Here is an 18,214-nt window from a genome sequence, read left to right as displayed (position 1 = left end):
TCCCGGGGCCCTCACACGGGCCGCCCGCGCCCGCTGAGGGCAGCGTTCCCCGTGGGAAACAGAAGGGATGCGGCCGGGTAACACCCGCCCCGCACTCTCGATGCCATGACCTCGAAAACGCGTGTGGTGGTGATCGGCGCCGGACTGGCGGGCGTGACGCTCGCCCGGCGGCTCGGTGAGCTGGGCACGCCCGCGCTGCTGGTCGGCGACGAGGAGCACCGCCCGTACAACCGGGTGCTGCTCGCGGAGGTGCTGGCCGGACGGTACAGCCCCGAAGTGATCGCCCTCCCGGCCCCCGCCGGGCTGCTGCGCGGCCGGGTCACCGGCATCGACCGGGCCGGGCGGACCGTGCGGTGCGCCGACGGGTCCGTGATCGCGTACGACACGCTGGTCCTGGCCACCGGCTCCAACGCCGTGCTGCCGCCCCTGCGCGGTCTGTTCACCCCGGACCACGAGCTGCCCGAGGGCGTGCACGCGTTCCGGACCATGGACGACTGCCTCGGGTTGTCGAAGGCGGTACGGCCCGGGGCGCGGGCCGTGGTGATCGGGGGCGGGCTCCTCGGGGTGTCCGCCGCCCGTGCGCTGGCCGTGCGCGGCGCGCAGGTCGTCCTGGCCCAGCAGTCCGAACGGCTGATGGAGCGGCAGCTCGACCCGGCGGCCTCCGCGCTCGTGCGGCGCCACCTGGAGGGACTCGGCGTCGAGGTGCACACCGAGTGCCGGGTGCGGGACGTGCGCAGTGTCGGCGGGGCGGTGCGCTCCGTGGAGATGGGCGACGGCTACGCCCTCGGCGCCGACCTCGTCGTGCTCGCCTGCGGGGTCCGGCCGAGGACCGGGCTGGCCCGGGAGGCGGGGCTCGACGTCGGCAAGGGCGTCCTCGTCGACGACGAGCTGCGCACCTCGGACCCGCACATCCGTGCCGTCGGCGACTGCGCCGAGCACGCGGGACGCGTGTACGGGCTGGCCGCGCCCGCCCTGGAGCAGGCCGGCGTGCTGGCCGGGCTGCTCGCGTCGGACGGCACCGCTCCCCGGCACTACTTCGGCACCCGCTCCCTGACCCGGCTCACCCTCGCCGGGTCCGGATCTCCGGGGCCCTCGACCCCGGGGTCCGGCGGCCCCTTCGACGGGCCGGGCACCCCCTTCGACCTCGCCGCGTTCGGCGAGACCGATCCCCGCCCCGGCGACGACGTCGTGCAGCTCGCGGACGCCACCCGGGGCACCTACCGCAAGGTCGTCGTCCGCGACGACCGGCTGGTCGGCGGGGTCCTGGTCGGCGAACTCGGCACCGTCGGCGCGCTGGCGCGCGCCTGGGAGGGAGCAGAGCCGCTCCCCTCCGACGGCGGCCCCCTGCTCCACCTGCTCACCCATGACGGAGGCTCCTGATGACCGCCACCCCGGGGAACCCCCCGACGATCGTGCTTGTCGGCCACGGCATGGTCGGCCAGCGCTTCCTGGAGGCCCTCGCCGAGCGCGGCCTGACCGGCACGCACCGCGTGGTCGTCCTGTGCGAGGAGCCGCGCCCCGCCTACGACCGCGTCCAGCTCACCTCGTACTTCTCGGGGAAGACCCCCGAGGACCTGTCGATGACCGACATGGCCTTCATCGAGGAGCACGGCATCGAGCTGCGCGTCGGCGACCCGGCCGAGTCCGTCGACCGGGAGGCGCGCGAGGTGACCGCCCGCTCGGGGCTCGTCCTCGGGTACGACGTCCTCGTCCTGGCCACCGGCTCCTACCCGTTCGTCCCGCCGGTGCCCGGCAAGGACGCCGAGGGCTGCTTCGTCTACCGGACGATCGAGGACCTGCTGGCCATCGAGGAGTACGCGAGGAAGGTGACGACCGGGGCCGTGGTCGGCGGCGGGCTGCTCGGCCTGGAGGCGGCCGGGGCGCTCAAGGGACTCGGACTCACCTCGCACATCGTGGAGTTCGCGCCCCGCCTGATGCCGGTGCAGGTCGACGAGGGCGGCGGCGCGGCGCTGCTGCGCACCATCGAGGAGATGGGCCTGTCCGTCCACACGGGCGTCGGCACCCAGGAGATCGTCACCGGCGACGACGGCGCCGTCACCGGCATGAAGCTGTCCGACGGCTCCGAACTCGCCACCGAACTGGTGGTGTTCAGCGCCGGGGTGCGGCCCCGCGACCAGCTGGCCCGGGACTGCGGCCTCGCGGTCGGCGAGCGCGGCGGCATCAGCGTCGACGAGCAGTGCCGCACCGTCACCGACCCGCACGTCTTCGCGATCGGCGAGTGCGCGCTGGCCGCCGACGGCCGGGTCTACGGGCTGGTGGCGCCCGGGTACGAGCAGGCCGAGACGGCCGCCGCGACCATCGCGGCCCGGGAGGCGTCCTTCACCGGTGCCGACCTGTCCACCAAGCTGAAGCTGCTCGGCGTGGACGTGGCGTCCTTCGGCGACGCGCACGGCACCGCCGAGGACTGTCTGGACGTCGTGTACTCCGACTCCCGCGCCGGCCTGTACAAGAAGCTGGTCGTCGGCCGCGACGGCACCCTGCTCGGCGGCATCCTGGTCGGCGACGCGGAGGCGTACGGCACCCTGCGCGCCTTCACCGGCTCGGTCCCGCCCGTCTCCCCCGAGTCCCTGGTGCTGCCCGCCGGCGCCGGCGCCCCGGCCCAGCTGGGCCCGGCCGCGCTGCCCGACGACGCGGTGATCTGCTCCTGCCACAACGTCACCAAGGGCACCGTCCGCGGCGCGGTGACGGAGCACTCCTGCACGACCGTGCCCGAGGTGAAGAAGTGCACCAGGGCCGGCACCGGCTGCGGCTCCTGCGTCAAGGTGCTCGGCCAACTCGTCACCGCCGAGCTGGAGGCGAGCGGCGTCGAGGTCGACAAGGGACTGTGCGGCTGCTTCGTGCAGACCCGCGAGGAGCTGTACGAGATCGTCCGCGCCCTGCGGATCACCTCCTACCGGGAGCTGCTCGACCGGTACGGCCGGGAGGGCGCGCGGGGCGGTGAGGGCTGCGAGGTGTGCAAGCCGGCGGTCGGTTCGATCATCGCCTCGCTGGCACCGGCGATCGGCGCGAGCGGCTACGTCCTGGAGGGCGAGCAGGCCGCGCTGCAGGACACCAACGACCACTTCCTGGCCAACCTCCAGCGCAACGGCTCCTACTCCGTCGTCCCGCGCATCCCCGGCGGTGAGATCGCGCCGGAGAAGCTGATCGTCATCGGTGAGATCGCCCGGGACTTCGGGCTCTACACGAAGATCACCGGCGGCCAGCGCATCGACATGTTCGGCGCCCGCGTCGAGCAGCTGCCGCTGATCTGGGCCCGTCTGGTGGACGCCGGCTTCGAGTCGGGGCACGCGTACGGGAAGTCGCTGCGCACGGTGAAGTCCTGCGTGGGGCAGACCTGGTGCCGCTACGGCGTCCAGGACTCGGTGCGCATGGCGATCGACCTGGAGCTGCGCTACCGGGGCCTGCGGTCCCCGCACAAGCTCAAGTCGGCGGTCTCCGGCTGCGCCCGGGAGTGCGCCGAGGCCCAGTCCAAGGACTTCGGCGTGATCGCCACCTCCAACGGCTGGAACCTGTACGTCGGCGGCAACGGCGGCGCCACCCCGCGCCACGCCGACCTCCTCGCGCAGGACCTCTCGGACGCCGAACTGGTCCGCCTGATCGACCGGTTCCTGATGTTCTACATCCGCACCGCCGACAAGCTGGAGCGCACCTCCACCTGGCTGGAGCGCCTCCCCGGCGGCCTGGACCACGTACGGGACGTGGTCGTGCACGACTCGCTCGGCATCTGCGACGAGCTGGAGTCGCTGATGCGGGCCCACGTCTCGCACTACCGGGACGAGTGGGCCGAGACCGTCAACGACCCGGAGAAGCTGGCCCGGTTCGTGTCCTTCGTGAACGCGCCCGACACCCCCGACCCGGTCGTGGGCTTCGTCCCCGAGCGCGACCAGATGAAGCCCGACCTGCCGCTGCTGAACATCGGCCTGCGGCGCCCCTCGGAAGACGACCTCCTGGAAGGAAGCACCCGGCGATGACCCTGGCACCCGAACCCCTGGCGCCCCGGACGACCGACCTGAAGGTCCGGCTCCGGCTGACCGACGACTGGTTCACGGCCTGCGACCTCGGCGCCCTGCTCCCGGGCCGCGGCGTGGCGGCCCTGCTGCCGGACGGCGGCCAGGTGGCCCTGTTCCGGGACCGGGACGGCGAGCTGTACGCCATCGACAACCGGGACCCGTTCACCGGCGCCGCGGTCCTCTCCCGCGGGCTGACCGGCACCCACCGGGGCCGCCCGTTCGTCGCCTCCCCGCTGCTCAAGCAGCGCTTCGACCTCGCGACCGGCGCATGCCTGGACGACGAGACGATGCGGGTGGAGACGTATCCCGTGCAGGCCGTGGAGGCCGCCTGACCCCCCGTCTCCCGACCTACCTTTATTGACCGATCGTTCCAGAGCTGTCTAGGCTACGGGACGTGGCCAGGACCAAGGAGTTCGATCCGGACGCCGCGCTGCGGGCAGCCCTGGAGCTGTTCTGGCGGCGCGGCTACGAGGCGACGTCGATGTCCGACCTCGTCGAGCACCTCGGCGTCGGGCGCGCCAGCATCTACGCGACCTTCGGCAGCAAGCGCGAGCTGTACCTGAAGGCGCTGGCGCGCTACGAGCAGGGGCTGCTTCCGGACCTGCTGCGGGACCTGTCCCGGCCGGGCCCGGCCCTGCCCGGCGTGCGGTCCCTGGTGCGGCGCTACGCCGCCGAGTCGACCGCCGACGACCAGCGCCTGCACGGCTGTTTCGTCACCAACACCGCCGCCGAGCTGGCCCCGCACGACGCGGACGCGGCCCGGAGCGTCGAGCGCAACTGGGACCAGCTGGAGACCGTGCTGCACGCGGCGCTGGCCCGGGCCCGCGCCGAGGGCGAACTGCCCGCCGGGCGCGACCCGCAGGCCCTCGCCCGGATGCTGCTGGTCCTGCTCCAGGGCATGCGGGTGGTCGGGAAGGCCTCGCCGGACCCGGCCAGGGTGCGGGACGCGGCGGAACAGGCCCTCGCCCTGCTCGACTGAGACGCCGGTGCACCCCTCTCGGAGGGGTGTTTTCCGGTCCTCATACTGAAACGATCGGTCAAGAAAAGCGGCGCCGCGGCCCCGCGGCACCGCGGTCAGGAGAAGGGGAGTTCCATGACCACCCAGCGCTTCACCGGCAGGACGGCCCTCGTCACCGGCGCCGGTTCCGGCATCGGCCGGGCCGTCGCGCTCGCCCTCGCCGCCGAGGGCGCGCACGTCGTCGTCGCCGGGCGGGCCGGGGGGCCGCTCGACGAGACCGCCGCCCTGATCGAGGAGGCGGGCGGCAAGGCACTGGCCGTGTCCGCCGACGTCACCCGGCCGGCCGACGTGGACGCCCTCGTGGCCGCCGCCGTGGAGCACTTCGGCTCCCTCGACGTGGCGGTGAACAACGCGGGCGTCTTCCGCGGCGGGACACCCCTGGCCGACCTGGCCGACGAGGACTGGCACGCACAGCTCGACATCAACGTCACCGGCGTGTTCCTCGCGCTGCGCGCGGAGGTCCGGCAGATGCGCGCCCAGCCGGGCGGCGGCACGATCGTGAACGTCGCCTCCACCTTCGGGGCGCACAAGCGCAGCCCGGGCGCCGCGGCCTACGCGGCGACCAAGGCGGCCGTCTCGGCCCTCACCCGGGGCGCCGCCCTGGACCACGTCGGGGACGGCGTCCGCATCAACGCAGTCAGCCCCGGCGCCACCGCCACCTCGATGTCCCTGCGGCCGGGCGAGACGGAGGCGGGGCGGGCCGAGCGGATGCGCGGGGAGACGCCTCTCGGCCGGGTGTCGGCGGTGGCGGAGGTCGCGGCGGCCGTGCTGTACCTGGCGTCGGACGACGCGGCGTCGGTGGTGGGCACGGACCTGGTGGTGGACGGCGGCCAGACCGCCTGAGCCGACGGTCCGCCCGCACCCGCCGCCGGCCCGTCATGAGTTGTCCATGGACCGTCAACCAAGCCGCCGTAGGGTCCGTGAGCGCACGCTCCCGCCGCCGCCCGGCGGGAGGGCCATGACACCCGGAGGCAGCAGTGGATCGTCGCACCCTCCTGCGCACGGCCGTCGTCGGCGGCTCGGCCGCCCTCGGCGGAACCCTGTGGCGCAGCGCCGCGTACGCCGCCCCCGCACAACCCGGCAGCGGACCCTACGGGGCCCTCGGCTCGGCGGACGCCAACGGCCTGCGCCTGCCGGCCGGCTTCACGGGCAGGGTGATCGCCCGTTCCGGCCAGAAGGTCGCGGGCACGTCGTACACCTGGCACAGCGCACCGGACGGTGGCGCCTGCTACGCGGACGGCTCCGGCTGGATCTACGTCTCCAACTCGGAGGTCAACCCCTCCGGCGGCGCGAGCGCGGTGCGCTTCTCGTCCACGGGGGCCGTCACCTCGGCGTACCGCGTGCTCTCCGGCACCCGGCAGAACTGCGCGGGCGGCCGGACCCCGTGGAACACCTGGCTGTCCTGCGAGGAGGTGGACCGCGGCTACGTCTACGAGACCGACCCGTGGGGCGTGAAGGCGGCGGTGCGGCGGGACGCCATGGGCCGCTTCAAGCACGAGGCGGCGGCGGCCGACCCCGTCCGCAAGGTGGTGTACCTGACGGAGGACGTCACCGACGGTTGCTTCTACCGCTTCCGCCCGGCGGTCTGGGGCGATCTGTCCTCCGGCACGCTGGAGGTGCTGGTGGCGGGCTCGGCCACCAGCGGACCGGTGACCTGGGCGCGGGTCCCCGATCCCTCCGGTGCCACCGCGACCCGCGACCAGGTCTCGGGCGCCAAGCGCTTCAACGGCGGCGAGGGCTGCTACTACGCGGACGACACCTGCTGGTTCACCACCAAAGGCGACAACCGCGTCTGGCAGTACAACGCGTCTGCCGGAACCCTCGAACTCGCTTACGACGATTCCTTGGTGACCTCGGGCACCGCCCCGCTGACCGGTGTCGACAACGTCACCGGCACGCCCTCGGGCGACCTGTTCGTCGCGGAGGACGGCGGCAACATGGAGATCTGTGTGATCACGCCGGACGACGTGATCGCCCCGTTCCTCCGTGTCGACGGGCAGTCCGGCTCGGAGATCACCGGCCCCGCGTTCTCGCCGGACGGCACCCGGCTGTACTTCTCCAGCCAGCGCGGCACGAGCGGGAGTTCGTCCGGCGGGATCACCTACGAGGTGCGCGGGCCGTTCCGCGGCTGAGCCGGGCGGAGAACCGGGTCAGGGCAGCAGCGGCTCGTAGACGACCCCCGTCAGCCGTTCGGAGGCGGCCCACAGCCGCTCCCCCATCGTGTCGTCGATGGTCCAGGGCGCCCGCCAGGACGGTGCGGGCGCCCCGCGCCACATCGCGAAGGACGGGCCGGTGAAGGAGTCGGAGGGGACACCGGGCGCGGTCGCCGCGTACAGGACGGGCAGCGCGCCGGCCTCGGGGGACTGGGCGACGGCGCGGCTGCCGAGCAGCATCAGCCGCTCGGTGACCCGGCGCCCCTCGGCGCGGGGCCCGGCGGTGTGCAGCCCGGTCCCGGCGTATCCGGGGTGGGCGGCGACCGCGCGGACGTCCGAGGCGCCCTCCCGTGCCGCGAGCCGGCGCGCCAGCTCGTGGGTGAAGAGCAGATTGGCGGACTTCGAGCGGGCGTAGGCGGTCCAGCGCCCGTACCGCCGCACGCTGTTGAGGTCGCGCGGATCGACCCTGGCCAGCGCGTGCAGCATGCTGGAGACGGTCACGATCCGGGCGCCGGGCGCCGCGAGCAGGGAGGGCAGCAGCAGCCCGGTGAGGGCGAAATGGCCCAGGTGGTTGACGCCGAACTGGGTCTCGAAGCCGTCCGCCGTGGTCCCGTGCGCCAGCGCCATCACCCCGGCGTTGTTGACGAGCAGGTCGACCCGCTCGTACGGCAGCCCGTAGGCGAACTCCCGGACCGAGCCCAGGTCTGCGAGGTCCAGTCGCGCCGCCTCCACGGCGGCGGTGGGCACCTCGCCGAGGACGCGCTCCACGGCCGCGCTCCCCCGTGCCTCGCTGCGGCAGGCGAGGACGACCGTCGCGCCCTTGCGGGCCAGCTCCCGGGTGATCACGTGGCCGAGGCCGCCGTTGGCCCCGGTGACGACGGCGACACGTCCCTCCAGGTCGGGGATGTCACCCGTGTTCCAGCCGGTCATCCGCGGCTCCTTCGCTGGTCCGGACCGTCTCACCGTACGCGTCCCGCGGGCCTGAGCGGAGAGCTACCGTCCGGTCACGTCACGTTCTCGTCACGAGTCCTCCATACGACCACCATGCTTTCGTCACCTCACTAGCTTCGTCATCTCATATCCGCCCATCCACGCCATCCACACCATTCCCGGGACTCTCGATGAAGCTGCTCCGCAAGCCCGCCGCCGTGACCGTCGCCGCGCTGGCCCTGGCCGCCCTGCCGGCCGCCGCCCAGGCGCACGACGGCGCCCACCCGTTCAGGAACTGCACCGAGGCGTACGACGCCGGGTACTCCAACATCGAGAAGGGCGACGAGCACTACGGCGAACACCTGGACCGCGACCGGGACGGCGTCGGCTGCGACAAGCCGCCGGCCGGCTTCGTGCCCGCGAGCGACCGGGACACCGGCGACGCGGCGGGCGCCGGGAGCGGGAAGGACTCCGGGAGCGCGAAGGGCGGCGGGGACGCGGACGGGCAGCAGGACGAGGGCACCGACCTCGCCGAGACCGGCGGCGGCGACAGCACGCCGTACATCGCGGCGGGCGGCGGGATCGTCGTGCTCGCGGGCGGCGGGCTGCTGCTGGCCGCCCGCCGTCGCCGGGACGACGGCGCAAGCTGACCGTCCGGCCGCCGGCACCCGGGGTCGGAGCGCCCGGCCGGAGCACCCGGTGCCCGGCGCATGGCTCCCCGGGGCCCGTCCGCTCAACGGCGGCGGGGCTCCGGCCTCCTCGGACCGGCCTCCGCGGGCTTCGGACGGGGCTCCGCGGACCTCGGGCGGGCCTCCGGCGACTTCGGGCGGGGCTCCGGCGTCTTGAGGCTGAAGGCGGCGCTGCTGAGCCAGCGCCGCGCGGCCCGGGCCACCGGGCGCTCGACGAACCGCTGCACCACGTACGCCAGCGCGACCAGGGCGCCGACGACGGCGCCGACCATCACCCAGGGGTCGGCCCGGTCGCCGAAACGGTGCAGGAGGTTGACGCCGATGGCGTCGTGCAGCAGGTACAGCGGGAAGGTCAGCGTGCCCGCGACGGTCAGCCCGCGCCAGCGGATGCGGCTGGTCCAGCCGAGGGCGACGGCGGCGATCAGCAGGAAGAAGACCGTGATGACCAGGACCAGCCAGCCGCGGCCCGGCTGCCACGAGTCCCAGTTGAGGCGGCCCCCGTCGGGGGTCAGCAGGTAGTGCAGCGCCACCAGCCACGACATGGCGACGATGCCCCACAGCAGCGGCGTCGGCCGGTAGCGGTACATCAGGTAGAAGGCCATGCCCGCGATGAAGTACGGGGCGGACGGCGGGTTCACCAGCAGCGTGAGCAGATGGATGTCGGCGCTGGGTGCGAGCACCGCGGCGACGGTCCACAGGCCGCAGTAGATCACCACGCGCTGGTAGGTCAGGCCCTTCCACACCACGACCGCGAAGGTGAGGTAGAAGCACAGCTCGGGCCAGAGCGTCCAGTAGACGGAGTCCAGGTTGTCGACGCCCAGCGGCGTCTGGAGCATCGTCAGGTTGGCGAAGATGACGCGCGGGGGCGGCTGCCCGAACGGGTTGTCGGCGAAGTAGATCACGCAGGCCGTGATGGCGACGGCCGCCCAGTACATCGGGTAGAGCCGGGTGACGCGGGAGATGAAGAAGTCGCGCGGCGTACGGCCCCACGCGCTCATGCAGATGACGAATCCGCTGATGAGGAAGAAGAGTTCGACGCCGAGCCGGCCGTAGGCGAAGGAGGCGTGGGCGTCGGGGAATACGGTGTCGACGGGGCGGCCCCAGATGGTCTCCATGGTGGAGGGGACCTGGCCGACGAAGTGGAAGAAGACGACGGACAGGGCCGCGAGGAAGCGCAGTCCGTCCAGCGCCGCGAGCCGGTTCCTGGCCACCGGAGGCCCGGCCCCGGGGACCCGCTCCCGCCCGCCGGTGCGGGGGCTGGGCACCGCGTCCGCGGCCCTGTCCCCCCTGCCGTCCCGGCCGGCCGTGGCGACCGCTTCCCTGTGCTCCGTCTGCGTCATCCAACCACCGTTCCGGGTGCCGGCCGCTGTCCGTCGCCAGGGCCCGTCAACTTCGCTGACAGCTAGCTGCTGCTCAGTCCACGGGAGTTCACACCGTTGAACGCGTCACAAAAGGCGGACCGACGAGAAGTGCCGCGGGCGGCGGCCGGCGACACGCGAAGGGCGGCACCCCCGCACGGGTGCCGCCCTCCCTCGTGGTCCGGAGCCGCCGCCGATCGGTGAGGGTGGTCGGGTGACAGACGGCGGCTCCGGGGCCTCGGGCCCCCTCGGGGGTCTACCGGTGGTCGCTGCCCTTCGACCGCGACGCCGCCCGCCCTGCCTCCAGGCGGGCCACTGGGATCCGGAACGGGGAGCAGGAGACGTAGTCCAGGCCCACCTCGTGGAAGAAGTGGACGGACTCCGGGTCACCGCCGTGCTCGCCGCAGACACCGAGCTTCAGGTCGGGGCGCGTGGCGCGGCCGGCCTTCGCGGCGGCGGCGACCAGGGAGCCGACGCCGTCCTTGTCGATGGTCTCGAACGGGGAGACGCCGAAGATGCCCTTCTCCAGGTAGGCCGTGAAGAAGCTGGCCTCGACGTCGTCGCGGCTGAAGCCCCACACGGTCTGGGTCAGGTCGTTGGTGCCGAAGGAGAAGAACTCCGCGGCCTCGGCGATCTGGCCGGCGGTCAGCGCGGCGCGCGGCAGCTCGATCATCGTGCCGATCGACAGCTTGAGCTTGGTGCCGGTGGCGGCCTCGACCTCGGCGATGACCTGGTCGGCCTCCTCGCGGACGATCTCCAGCTCCTGGACGGTGCCGACCAGCGGGATCATGATCTCGGCGCGCGGGTCGCCCTTGGCCGCCTTGCGCTCGGCCGCGGCCTCGGCGATCGCGCGGACCTGCATGGTGAACAGGCCGGGGATGACCAGGCCGAGGCGCACACCGCGCAGGCCCAGCATCGGGTTCTGCTCGTGCAGCCGGTGCACGGCCTGGAGCAGCCGCAGTTCGTTCTCGTGCGGCTCCTGCCGGGACTCGGCGAGCGCGACGCGCACCGACAGCTCGGTGATGTCGGGCAGGAACTCGTGCAGCGGCGGGTCGAGGAGGCGGACGGTGACGGGCAGCCCGTCCATCGACTCGAAGAGCTGGACGAAGTCCTGCTTCTGCAGCGGCAGCAGCTCCTTCAGGGACTCCTCGCGCACGGCCTCCGTGTCGGCCAGGATCAGCCGCTCGACCAGCTCGCGCCGGTCGCCGAGGAACATGTGCTCGGTGCGGCACAGGCCGATGCCCTGGGCGCCGAAGCGGCGGGCGCGCAGCGCGTCCTCGGCGTTGTCGGCGTTGGCCCGCACCCGCAGCCGGCGCTTGCGGTCGGCGAAGGCCATGATCCGGTGCACGGCCTCGACCAGCTCGTCGGCGTCCTCGGCGCCCGCGTGCATGCGGCCCTCGAAGTACTCCACGACCGGCGACGGCACGACCGGCACCTCGCCGAGGTACACCTTGCCGGAGGAACCGTCGATGGAGATCACGTCGCCCTCCTCGACGACGTGCCCGCCGGGCACGGTCATCCGGCGGCGCTTGGTGTCGACCTCCAGCTCCTCGGCGCCGCAGACACAGGTCTTGCCCATGCCGCGCGCGACGACGGCCGCGTGGGAGGTCTTGCCGCCGCGCGAGGTCAGGATGCCCTCGGCGGCGATCATGCCGTCCAGGTCGTCGGGGTTGGTCTCGCGGCGCACCAGGATGACCTTCTCGCCGGACCGGGACCACTTGACGGCGGTGTACGAGTCGAAGACCGCCTTGCCGACCGCCGCGCCCGGCGAGGCCGCGATGCCCCGGCCGACCTTCTCGACCTTCGCCTCCTCGTCGAAGCGGGGGAACATCAGCTGCGCGAGCTGGGCGCCGGTGACCCGCTGGAGGGCCTCGGCCTCGTCGATCAGCCCCTGGTCGACGAGCTGGGTGGCGATGCGGAAGGCGGCGCCCGCGGTGCGCTTGCCGACGCGGGTCTGGAGCATCCACAGCTGGCCGCGCTCGATGGTGAACTCGATGTCGCAGAGGTCCAGGTAGTGGTTCTCCAGCGTCTCCATGATCTGCATCAGCTGGTCGTACGACTTCTTGTCGATCTGCTCCAGCTCCGCCAGCGCGACGGTGTTGCGGATGCCGGCGACGACGTCCTCGCCCTGGGCGTTCTGCAGGTAGTCGCCGTAGACGCCCTGGTGGCCCGAGGCGGGGTCGCGGGTGAAGGCGACGCCGGTGCCGGAGTCGGGGCCGAGGTTGCCGAAGACCATGGAGCACACGTTGACGGCGGTGCCGAGGTCGTGCGGGATGCGCTCCTGGCGGCGGTAGAGCTTGGCGCGCTCGCCGTTCCAGGAGTCGAAGACCGCCTTGATGGCGAGGTCCATCTGCTCGCGCGCGTCCTGCGGGAAGTCCCGGCCGGCCTCGGTCTTGACGATCTTCTTGAACTTGGTGACGAGCTTCTTGAGGTCGGCCGCCTCCAGCTCGGTGTCGACCGCGACCTTCTTGGCCGCCTTCGCCGCCTCCAGCGCCTCCTCGAAGAGTTCGCCGTCGACGCCGAGGACGGTCTTGCCGAACATCTGGATCAGGCGGCGGTAGGAGTCCCAGGCGAAGCGGTCGTCGCCGGCCTGCTTGGCCAGACCCTGCACCGACTTGTCGGAGAGGCCGATGTTGAGGACGGTGTCCATCATGCCGGGCATGGAGAACTTGGCCCCGGAGCGCACCGACACGAGGAGCGGGTCGTCGGCCTGGCCGAGCTTCTTGCCCATCTTCGCCTCGAGGGCGTCGAGGTGCGCGCTCACCTCGTCACGCAATGCCGCCGGCTCCTCGCCGCTGTCGAGGTAGGTCTTGCAGGCCTCGGTGGTGATCGTGAAGCCGGGAGGGACCGGGAGACCCAGGTTGGTCATCTCGGCGAGGTTGGCGCCCTTGCCGCCGAGGAGGTCCTTGAGGTCCTTGTTGCCCTCGGTGAAGTCGTAAACGAACTTCGGCGCGTTCGCTACCTGGGGATCTTTGTTTTCCGACACGGGTCTCGACTCCTCGAGGACGCGGTGGCTGCCCTGACGGCGAGGAATGTACCCAGATCAAAGGCACCTGGGTACGTCCACTTGCGCGTCATGCGCCCGTAACCACTCGTCCGCCAGCGGATCGAAAGTCAAGGCTTGGCAAGCGACCGATGGCCAGTGTTTTCACTTCTTGAACTCAAGCCCGCTCGAACACGGATCACACCGCTCATCTGAGCACCATTCACCACGCTTGAGTTCGATCGATGAACGATCAAGGCGTGGCACTCAGTGCCACCCTTTGGAGAAGTGGAATCGTCCATGATCCGCTCATCTGAGCGCAGCCTCTATCAGAGGTGGCGAGAATCACGCTGCCACAGACAGCCGGATTTCACCATCCGGACCGGTGAACGGACCGCTCGCGCGGGACGTAGGAGAGTGCGGCGGGTCCCGGCCCCCTCGCCGGGGCCCGCCGTCCACCGGGTTTCGCACGGAAGGACCTTCGGGTGCCCGTCATCACGCCTTCTCCCCGGCCACCGCAGCCCGCCGAGGGCGGCCCCGAGACCCCCGGCGCACCCGGTTCCGTCCCGCCCGGTGCCGGGAAGGCCCTCCGGGCCCGTCTCGCGCACCACCGTGCGTGGCGCACCCGGCACCCGCGTACCGCCCTCGCCGTCCGCCGGACCACGACCGCACTTTCGGCCATTCTCGTGCTCTGCGCCCTGCTGCTGCCGAACAGGCTCACCGCCCTGGAGCCCAGCCGCTTCGCGCGGATCCCGGTGGAGGCGGTCATCGCGGCGGTGCTGCTGCTCTGCCTGCCCCGGATCCCGCGTCGGGTGGCGGCGGCGCTGTTCGGGACCGCACTCGGCTCCCTGACCGTGCTGAACCTGCTCGACATGGGCTTCACCGAGTACCTCGGCCGGAGCTTCAACCTGGTCCTGGACTGGAGCCTGCTCGACGACGCCCAGTCCTTCGTGGCGGACTCGATGGGCGGGGCGGCGGCGGCCTGGGCCGCGGTGGGCGCCGTCGTGCTGGCCGTCTCGCTGCTGGTGCTCACGGCGCTGGCGGCGGTCCGGCTCGGCGAGCTGCTCGCCGCGCACCGGGAGCGGGCGGCGCGGGGCGCGCTGATGGCGGGCACCGTGTGGATGACCTGCGTGGCGCTGGGCGTGCAGACCTTCGGGCTGCCGATCGCCACCAGCAGCGCCTCCCGGGCCGCCGAGGCGCAGGCGCACCGGGTCGTGGACACCCTCAGGGACGAGGCGGCCTTCGCGAAGGAGGCGAAGGCGGACCGCTTCGGCGCCACGCCCGGCGCGCAGCTGGTGCCGGACCTGCGCGGCAAGGACATGGTCTTCACGTTCATCGAGAGCTACGGCCGCAGCGCGATCGAGGACCCGGTGATGGCACCGGGTGTCGACCGCACCCTGGACGCGCGCACCGAGGCGCTGGCGAAGGCGGGCTTCCACGCCCGCAGCGGCTGGCTGACCTCGGCGACGTACGGCGGCAGCAGCTGGCTCGGGCACTCCACCTTCCTGTCCGGCCTGTGGGTGGACAACCAGCAGCGCTACCGCACCGTCACGGCCGGCGACCACCTGACCCTCACCAAGGCGTTCGAGAAGACCGGCGACTGGGACACCGTCGGGATCATGCCCGGGGTGCAGAAGGCCTGGCCGGAGGCCGACTGGTACGGCCTGGACAAGGTGTACGACGCCTTCGGCATGGGCTACCGGGGACCGAAGTTCAGCTGGTCGACGATGCCCGACCAGTACGCGCTGGAGGCGTTCCAGCGCCTGGAGCACGGCAGGAAACGCGACAAGCCGCTGATGGCGGAGGTCATCCTCACCTCCAGCCACCAGCCCTGGGCACCCATCCCGCGGACGGTCGGCTGGGACGAGATCGGCGACGGTTCGGTGTACGACGGCATCGAGGCGTCGGGCGTGAGGGCGGCCGACGTCATCACCGACTCCGCCCGCTCGAAGGAGGAGTACGGCAGGTCCATCCAGTACTCGGTCACCAGTCTCACGCAGTGGCTGGAGCGCTACGGCACCGACGACACCGTCCTCGTCTTCCTCGGCGACCACCAGCCGCTCGCCCGGGTCAGCGGCGACCGGGCGAGCCGCGACGTCCCGGTGTCGGTCGTCGCCAAGGACCCGAAGGTGCTCGACGCGATCGACGACTGGAACTGGACGGAGGGGCTCAGGCCCGCCGAGGACGCCCCGGTGTGGCCGATGAGTTCCTTCCGCGACCGCTTCCTGACGGCGTACGGCTCCGTCCCGCACCCCACCGGGGCCGGTGGCTGATCAGCCGCCGGAGGTGTCCAGCTCCGCGTCCTCGCCGACGCCCGCGCAGTCGTACGGGTCCTTGAGCCAGCCGTCCGGCAGGACCACCCTGTTGTTGCCGGAGGTACGGCCGCGGGGGCCGTCGGCGCCGGCCGGCCAGGGCTGGTCGAGGTCCAGCTCGTCCAGCCCCGCGCGCAGCGCCTCCAGCGAGGAGGTGATCGCGAGCCGCTTGCGCATCTCGGAGCCGACGGCGAAGCCCTTGAGGTACCAGGCGACGTGCTTGCGGAAGTCGATGACCCCGCGGGCCTCGTCGCCGATCCACTCCCCGAGCAGGGTGGCGTGCCGGACCATCACGTCGGCGACCTCGCGCAGCGTGGGCCGGACGAAGGAGTCGGTCCGCCCCTCGAAGGCGGCGACCAGGTCGGCGAAGAGCCACGGCCGTCCCAGGCACCCGCGCCCGACGACGACGCCGTCGCAGCCGGTCTCCCGGACCATCCGCAGCGCGTCCTCGGCGGACCAGATGTCGCCGTTGCCGAGCACCGGGATCTCCGGGACGTGCTCCTTGAGGCGGGCGATGGCGTCCCAGTCGGCGGTGCCGCCGTAGTGCTGGGCGGTGGTGCGGCCGTGCAGGGCGATGGCGCTCACGCCCTCCTCGACGGCGATGCGGCCCGCGTCGAGGAAGGTGAGGTGGTCGTCGTCGATGCCCTTGCGCATCTTCATGGTGACCGGCAGGTCCCCCGCGCCGGTGACGGCCTCGCGGACGATGGCCCGCAGCAGGTTCCGCTTGTACGGCAGGGCCGAGCCGCCGCCCTTGCGGGTGACCTTCGGGACCGGGCAGCCGAAGTTCAGGTCGATGTGGTCGGCGAGGTCCTCCTCCGCGATCATGCGGACGGCCTTGCCGACGGTCACCGGGTCCACGCCGTACAGCTGGATCGAGCGGGGCGTCTCGGTCGCGTCGAAGTGGATGAGCTGCATGGTCTTCTCGTTGCGCTCGACCAGGGCCCGCGTGGTGATCATCTCGCTCACGAACAGGCCCTTGCCGCCGCTGAACTCACGGCACAGCGTGCGGAAGGGAGCGTTGGTGATCCCCGCCATCGGCGCCAGCACCACGGGCGGCGCGACGGCGTGCGGGCCGATCTGCAACGGCGCGGCGGTGGCGTGGGGGGCGGGCGTGGTGAGCGTGGACATTCCTCCATTGTCACGTACGCGCGGCGGTGCCCGTCGCGGCTCCGGTGCGCCCGGACGACGAAGATCATGTATGGGTCATTAGTTAGCCGCACTATCGAAGCGGGCGTACGATGGAGTCCATGCCCGAGCTGACCCGTCGCCGCCGCATGCTCGTGCTCGCCATCTGCTGCATGAGTCTGCTGATCGTGAGCATCGACAACACGATCCTCAACGTCGCCCTCCCCTCCATGCAGCGCGACCTGCACGCGAGCACGTCGGGGCTGCAGTGGGCCATCGACGCGTACACGCTGGTGCTGGCCGCGCTGCTGATGCTCTCCGGCTCCACCGCCGACCGGATCGGCCGCAAGCGGGTCTTCATGACCGGCCTGGTGATCTTCACCCTCGGCTCGCTGCTGTGCTCGCTGGCCCCCGGCCTGTCCTCGCTGATCGTCTTCCGGATGATGCAGGCGGTGGGCGGTTCGATGCTCAACCCGGTGGCCATGTCGATCATCACCAACACCTTCACCGACCCGCGCGAGCGCGCCCGCGCGATCGGCGTCTGGGGCGCGGTGGTCGGCATATCCATGGCCGCCGGTCCGCTGGTGGGCGGGGTGCTGGTGGAGTCGGTCGGCTGGCGCTCGATCTTCTGGGTCAACCTGCCGGTGGGTCTGGCCGCCCTCCTCCTCACCCTCCGCTTCGTCCCCGAGTCCCGCGCGCCGAAGGCCCGCCGCCCCGACCCGCTGGGCCAGCTCCTGGTGATCGTGCTGTTCGGCTCCCTGACCTACGCGATCATCGAGGCGCCGGACGCCGGGTTCACCAGCGTGCTGCCCTTCGCCGCCCTGGCGCTGGCCGCGCTGGTCGGCCTGCTCGTCCACGAGCCCCGGCGCACCGACCCGCTCATCGAGCTGCGCTTCTTCCGGTCGGCGCCGTTCAGCGGGGCCACCGTGATCGCGGTCAGCGCCTTCGCCGCGCTGGGCGGCTTCCTGTTCCTGTCCACGCTGTACCTGCAGAACGTGCGCGGGCTGAGCGCCCTGGAGGCCGGCCTGTGGATGCTGCCGATGGCCGTCCCGACCTTCCTGTGCGCCCCGCTCTCCGGCCGTCTCGTCGGCAGCCGTGGGCCGCGCCTGCCGCTGCTGATCGCGGGCGGCGCGCTGACCGTCAGCGGGACGCTGTTCGCCGCCTTCGAGGCCGAGACCTCCGACGTCACCCTCTTCCTCGGCTACGTCCTGTTCGGGGTCGGCTTCGGCTTCGTCAACGCGCCCATCACCAACACCGCGGTCTCCGGCATGCCCCGCGCCCAGGCCGGGGTCGCAGCGGCCGTCGCCTCGACCAGCCGCCAGCTGGGCCAGACCCTCGGCGTGGCGGTGATCGGCGCGGTGCTGGCGACGGGCGTGGGCGCGTCGTCGTACCGCGACACCTTCGTCTCCGCCGCCCGCCCCGGCTGGTGGATCCTGGCCACCTGCGGCCTGGCGGTCCTCGTCCTGGGCGCCGTCACCAGCGGGCGCTGGGCCCACCGCACGGCGGAGCGGACGGCCGAGCGCCTGCGGTCGCCGGAGGTACGGGAGTCGGCGCGGGCGGGGGTGTGACCGCGGGGGGGGTGTGACGGACCCGCCGCGGACCGGGGCGGACCGGG

The 18,214-nt window shown here is 72.6% G+C and carries 13 protein-coding genes; 9 read left to right on the top strand and 4 right to left on the bottom strand.

Annotation, left to right across the window (positions count from 1 at the left end; all coding sequences use genetic code 11):
* Positions 1 to 105: 105 nt before the first annotated feature.
* The 6 genes from EV562_RS07350 (at position 106) to EV562_RS07325 (ending at position 7,181) form a co-directional block, all read left to right on the top strand.
* The gene (locus EV562_RS07350) at positions 106 to 1,380 is read left to right on the top strand and encodes an FAD-dependent oxidoreductase (protein ID WP_133885829.1); all 1,275 of its coding nucleotides are present in this window, start codon (positions 106 to 108) and stop codon (positions 1,378 to 1,380) included.
* Positions 1,380 to 3,992, top strand: a complete 2,613-nt coding sequence (gene nirB / locus EV562_RS07345) for a nitrite reductase large subunit NirB (protein WP_133885828.1) — start codon at positions 1,380 to 1,382, stop codon at positions 3,990 to 3,992. Before EV562_RS07350 ends, nirB begins: the two co-directional genes overlap by 1 nt.
* A complete protein-coding gene (gene nirD / locus EV562_RS07340) occupies positions 3,989 to 4,363 on the top strand; it encodes a nitrite reductase small subunit NirD (protein ID WP_166661636.1) in 375 nt (124 codons plus the stop codon). The genes nirB and nirD overlap by 4 nt, the downstream gene beginning before the upstream one ends.
* Before the next feature lie 62 nt (positions 4,364 to 4,425).
* Positions 4,426 to 5,010 carry a TetR/AcrR family transcriptional regulator gene (locus tag EV562_RS07335; protein ID WP_133885827.1) on the top strand — a complete coding sequence of 195 codons (585 nt, stop codon included), beginning with the start codon at positions 4,426 to 4,428 and terminating at the stop codon, positions 5,008 to 5,010.
* A gap of 114 nt (positions 5,011 to 5,124) precedes the next feature.
* Positions 5,125 to 5,892 (top strand): glucose 1-dehydrogenase, encoded by a 768-nt coding sequence (locus tag EV562_RS07330; RefSeq protein WP_133885826.1) that lies wholly within the window; start codon positions 5,125 to 5,127, stop codon positions 5,890 to 5,892.
* A gap of 134 nt (positions 5,893 to 6,026) precedes the next feature.
* Positions 6,027 to 7,181, top strand: a complete 1,155-nt coding sequence (locus EV562_RS07325) for an alkaline phosphatase PhoX (protein WP_133885825.1) — start codon at positions 6,027 to 6,029, stop codon at positions 7,179 to 7,181.
* Positions 7,182 to 7,199: 18 nt separating this feature from the next.
* On the opposite strand, the gene EV562_RS07320 is transcribed toward EV562_RS07325, so the two are convergent.
* A complete protein-coding gene (locus EV562_RS07320) occupies positions 7,200 to 8,132 on the bottom strand; it encodes an oxidoreductase (protein ID WP_133885824.1) in 933 nt (310 codons plus the stop codon).
* Between the two features lie 191 nt (positions 8,133 to 8,323).
* Here EV562_RS07320 and EV562_RS07315 point away from each other — a divergent pair, with 191 nt between their 5' ends.
* Positions 8,324 to 8,782: an excalibur calcium-binding domain-containing protein gene (locus EV562_RS07315; protein WP_133885823.1), complete on the top strand. Its 459-nt coding sequence runs from the start codon at positions 8,324 to 8,326 to the stop codon at positions 8,780 to 8,782.
* Between the two features lie 83 nt (positions 8,783 to 8,865).
* Here EV562_RS07315 and EV562_RS07310 read toward each other — a convergent pair whose 3' ends face one another.
* Positions 8,866 to 10,161 (bottom strand): acyltransferase, encoded by a 1,296-nt coding sequence (locus tag EV562_RS07310; protein WP_243859984.1) that lies wholly within the window; start codon positions 10,159 to 10,161, stop codon positions 8,866 to 8,868.
* A gap of 274 nt (positions 10,162 to 10,435) precedes the next feature.
* Entirely contained in the window at positions 10,436 to 13,165 is a 2,730-nt protein-coding gene (gene ppdK / locus EV562_RS07305) for a pyruvate, phosphate dikinase (protein WP_133885822.1), read from the bottom strand.
* 482 nt (positions 13,166 to 13,647) lie between these two features.
* Here ppdK and EV562_RS07300 point away from each other — a divergent pair, with 482 nt between their 5' ends.
* Positions 13,648 to 15,435, top strand: coding sequence for a CDP-alcohol phosphatidyltransferase (locus tag EV562_RS07300; RefSeq protein WP_133885821.1), 1,788 nt, complete (start codon positions 13,648 to 13,650; stop codon positions 15,433 to 15,435).
* Here EV562_RS07300 and dusB read toward each other — a convergent pair whose 3' ends face one another.
* On the bottom strand, positions 15,436 to 16,602 hold the full coding sequence (gene dusB / locus EV562_RS07295; RefSeq protein WP_133885820.1) for a tRNA dihydrouridine synthase DusB: 1,167 nt from the start codon (positions 16,600 to 16,602) through the stop codon (positions 15,436 to 15,438).
* 119 nt (positions 16,603 to 16,721) lie between these two features.
* Between dusB and EV562_RS07290 the strand changes: the two genes are divergently transcribed.
* Complete coding sequence (locus EV562_RS07290) at positions 16,722 to 18,167, top strand: MFS transporter (RefSeq protein ID WP_133885819.1); 1,446 nt, start codon at positions 16,722 to 16,724, stop codon at positions 18,165 to 18,167.
* Positions 18,168 to 18,214: the final 47 nt, after the last annotated feature.

The sequence above is a fragment of the Streptomyces sp. BK208 genome (assembly GCF_004364245.1).
Classification (GTDB): domain Bacteria; phylum Actinomycetota; class Actinomycetes; order Streptomycetales; family Streptomycetaceae; genus Streptomyces.
Note: the sequence above shows the minus strand (reverse complement) of the source record. Positions and strands in the feature narration are given on the sequence as shown.